Origin of the sequence: Sutterella sp. (genome assembly GCF_052272535.1) — a bacterium.
In the GTDB taxonomy this organism is placed as follows: Bacteria; Pseudomonadota; Gammaproteobacteria; order Burkholderiales; family Burkholderiaceae_F; genus Sutterella.
Genome location: NZ_DAVZJY010000224.1, coordinates 1 through 3,621 on the forward strand (window position 1 = coordinate 1; position 3,621 = coordinate 3,621).

The window sequence follows — 3,621 nt, forward strand, 5'->3', positions numbered from 1 at the left end:
CGGCCGCGGCCGCGGCGGCGGCGGCGCCCTGAAGGAATGAGCGGCGGGAAAGAATCGGCATGATGATGTCTCCTGGTGGCTGCCGTGCTGCGGGGGGCCGGTATCGGTCCGCCCGGCACGGGCGGGGGGGGGTCTTGCGGCGGCGTGCGCGGCGGCTGGGCCGCGCTCCTGCGTCGATCTGCCGGAAAGTCTCGTCCCCGCCCCTGCCTAGGCAGGGGGGCGCCCGGGCAAGACGGCGCGCCGAAGCGCGCTCAAAAGGCTCCCCAGGGACGGCCGCGGGGCGGGATGCCGGGCGGCCCCGTGCTAGATTTCCCGTCCGGAAGGAGCGGCGCGGGCGCGCCCTCCCGCGACGCCCCCCGAGGAGAGGAGAAGATGACGACCGAAGCCCCGCTCGTGCGGATCGTGGACGACAACCGGGAGCTGCTCGACTCGCTCGCCTTCATGCTGCGCTGCGAAGGCTACGACGTCGCGGCCTATGAGAGCGCCGCGGCGTTTCTCGCCGCCGACTCGCCGAGCCGCGGCGGCTGCCTCGTGCTCGACGTGCAGATGCCCGGGCTCTCCGGCATCGAGCTCTTCAACGTTCTCGGCATGCGCGGCTACGACGTGCCGATCATCTTCCTCACGGCCCATGCCGACGTCGACATGGCCGTCTACGTGATGCGCGAGGGCGCGTGCGACTTCCACCAGAAGCCCATGAAGCCCGAGACCTTCCTTCCGGCGGTGGCCCGCGCCGTCGCCCGGGACCGCGCGAAGAAGGGCGGCATGACGGACCTGCAGGAGGAAGTCCGCCGCTGGCGCTCGCTCACCGACCGCGAGGAGGAGATCGCGCGGCTCGTGGGCGGAGGGTTCGTGAGCCGCACGATCGGCGAGCGGCTCTCGATTTCGCGCCGCACGGTGGACCACTACCGCGCGTCGGGGCTCAAAAAACTCGGGTTGAGCGAACCCGCGGACATCGCCGCCTTCTTCGAGCGCATCGACGCCTGGCGCGAAAAGAGCGCCGCGGCGGGCGTGTCCGTGCGGTGACTTCCCTCGCGCTAGCGCTTCACCGCCTCGGGGAGCATCACGCGCGCGCAGAGCCCCTGCGGGTCGAGCTGCACGAAGAGGAGCTGCCCGCCGTGGTTTTCAACGATCAGCCGCACGATGGAGAGCCCGAGGCCGAGGCCGTCGAGCTTGCTGCTTGAATGGACGCCCAAGAGCGCCGCAAAGGCCTCGTTTGAGAGCCTCGGACCGTTGTCCGATACTTCAATGACGATGCGCGGCGACTCGCCCGCGCGGTCGAGCCGGAGCCGGGCGGTCACCGCCCCGTTCGGGACGCCCGCGACGGCCTCGAGGGCGTTCTTCATGAGGTTTTCGAGTGCAAGCTCCAATTCCAGCGGGTCGCCCCAGAAGCAGACCGGAGCGTCGGGGGCTTCCGTCCGGACGGGCACCGCGGAGATCCGCGCGGCGTTTACCGTGTCGGCGGTCGTGCTGAGGAGCGCCCCGAGGTCGAGCTCCGTGCGCTCGCTCCCTGCGCCCTTGGCGTATTCACGCACCCGCCGCACGATCGCCTCGGCCGTTTCGGCCTGCCGGCGCATGATGGAGACGCCCTGTGCGACGAGGTCCTTCTCGACGGGACCGGGCCGGTCGAGAAGGCGCTCGACCCCCTGCGCGTAGCCCGTGAGGGTGGAGAGCGGTTGGCGCAGTTCGTGCGCGATCATCGAGGACATCTGTCCGACGGCGCCCGCCCGGGCGAGATCCTCCATGCGGCGCTGCGCCTCGGCGGCGCGCCTTTCGGTGCGCCGCTGCTCGTCGAGCGCCCGGCGCAGCTCCGCGGTCCGGACGTCGACCAGGTGCTGCGTGCGCCGCGCATGGAGCGCGAGGCCGAGGACGAGGACGAGGGCGAGGAGGATCCACTCGCGGTACTCGTCCCAGAAGCGCGTCCAGGTCCAGGTGCGCAGGTATTCGTAGGGCCCGCGCCGGATCGAGCGGTACATGAGGTCGGCGGACCTGAAGTCCGTGGCGATTCCCCAGCCGAGGCCGTCGGCGTCGCGCGGCTCCGAGAGGAGCGCGAGGGCCGCTTCGCGGGCGAGCGTCGCGGGCAGGTGCGGCGTGGCGAGCACGGACCAGTTCGGGTAGAGGGGGGTCGAAGAGAGACAGTGCGCCGGGTGCACGTCGTCCTTCACTGCAATGGGCTTGACGTCGGAGACGTCGACCCCAGAGCGCGCGAGCTCTTCGAGAAAGCAGGTGCGCACGATCGCGACGTCGGCGGCGTTCATCCGGAGGGCCGAGAGCTCCCGGCGCATGTCGTAGCCCGTTGAGATGCGCTCGGAGAAGAACGCATCGGGGTCTTCCCCGCGTGCGGCGATCTCCGCGAGGCCGATGTGGTAGCCCGCGAACGCGTTGGGGCCCGTGGTGACGAGCCGCCGGCCCTTCATGTCCGCAAAGGTGTTGATGTCCCCGCGGCTCTTCAACGTGATGAAGAGGCTCCCTTCGGCGTGGTTCGGGTCCGGCGCGAGGTTCGAAACCGCGGTGACGAGGTCCCGCGCGCCCTTGCGCTGCATGCGCAGGTACGTGCCCGTGGAGGCGAGGATCAGGTCGGCGTTCTCGATGTCGCTCGGGTTCCCCGAGCTCAGGTACGCCTCGAAGTTCCCCGCGCCGAAGACCTTCCTGAGCGCGGCGATCGTGCGCTCGATCAACGGGTAGTGGCTGTTCGGGTACGCAAAGGGCGAGACGGCGAGCCGCACCATCGGGCGCGACGGGTCGCTGGGGCCTTCAGGGGCCGCGAGCACGCGTCCGACGGTGAAGTCCGGCGCCTCCGAGGTCCAGGCTTCGTCCGAAAGGGGCGCGCCTGCGCACGGAAGGGGACCGGCGCAGAAGAGCGCCGCGGCAAGGGCGGAGACGATGGCGGCGGTTCGCATGGGTTGAGAACTGAGGACGGAGGGGGAATGGTCGGTGGAGGCTGGGCCACCCGTGAACGCAGATGGGCGCCGCTCGGCAAGGGGGAAAAGTCTACGCGGCGGATCTTTCGCCGCCCGCGGCCCTTCGGCCTTTTCTTGCGCATTTCCGCCCATGCCTAGGCAGGCCCTGAGGGAAGAATGCGCCTCATGCGGACTGAAGGCGCCCGGCTCCTTCCAAAAGGCGCCCGCCCTCCGGCCCCCAGACCCCCTCAGCTTACACATCAAAGGAACACCAGAATGCTCACCCGCCGTGATTGGATCAAGAAGAGCGCCGCGGCCTGCGCCGCCCTCGGCGTCGCAGCCGCACACGAGGCGCAGGCGGCCGCCCCCGCCGCCCCCGCGAAGAAACCCGCCGCGCAGCACGACTTCGACGTCGTGATTCTCGGCGCCGGCACGGGCGGTCTCATCGCCGCCGTGGAGGCCTTCGACCTCGGCCTCAAGCCCGTCGTGCTCGAGAAGATGGAGTGCCCGGCGGGCAACTCCCTCTACGCTTCGGGCGGCATCGCCGCCTGGGGGACGGCCCAGCAGAAGGCCGAAGGCCACGAGGAGACGCTCGAAGCCTTCCGCGCCGACATGATGAAGGTGTCGGAAAACCGCGCTGATCCGGCCTTGGTCGACGCCTACTGCGCGCACGTGGGCGAAGACATGGAGTGGCTGAAGAACGTCGTGGGCGTCAAGTTCGCGA

The 3,621-nt window shown here is 70.3% G+C and carries 4 protein-coding genes; 2 read left to right on the plus strand and 2 right to left on the minus strand.

Features of this window, described 5'->3' with window-relative positions:
* A partial coding sequence (locus ACT6Y9_RS09455) for a twin-arginine translocation signal domain-containing protein (protein WP_443744343.1) occupies positions 1–61 on the minus strand: 61 nt, incomplete at its 3' end.
* Between the two features lie 311 nt (positions 62–372).
* Here ACT6Y9_RS09455 and ACT6Y9_RS09460 point away from each other — a divergent pair.
* Positions 373–1,023 (plus strand): response regulator transcription factor, encoded by a 651-nt coding sequence (locus ACT6Y9_RS09460; RefSeq protein ID WP_295478967.1) that lies wholly within the window; start codon positions 373–375, stop codon positions 1,021–1,023.
* Between the two features lie 11 nt (positions 1,024–1,034).
* Here ACT6Y9_RS09460 and ACT6Y9_RS09465 read toward each other — a convergent pair whose 3' ends face one another.
* Positions 1,035–2,897: a sensor histidine kinase gene (locus ACT6Y9_RS09465; RefSeq protein ID WP_443744341.1), complete on the minus strand. Its 1,863-nt coding sequence runs from the start codon at positions 2,895–2,897 to the stop codon at positions 1,035–1,037.
* 276 nt (positions 2,898–3,173) lie between these two features.
* On the opposite strand from ACT6Y9_RS09465, the gene ACT6Y9_RS09470 reads away from it, so the two are divergent.
* Positions 3,174–3,621, plus strand: a 448-nt coding sequence (locus ACT6Y9_RS09470; protein ID WP_443744342.1) for an FAD-binding protein, incomplete at its 3' end; no start/stop codon positions are given.

What these genes read in the sequence shown, in the direction of transcription:
- ACT6Y9_RS09460 (WP_295478967.1), top strand. Translation starts at nt 373, where the DNA reads ATGACGACCGAAGCCCCGCTCGTGCGGATCGTGGACGACAACCGGGAG.
- ACT6Y9_RS09465 (WP_443744341.1), bottom strand. Translation starts at nt 2,897, where the DNA reads ATGCGAACCGCCGCCATCGTCTCCGCCCTTGCCGCGGCGCTCTTCTGC.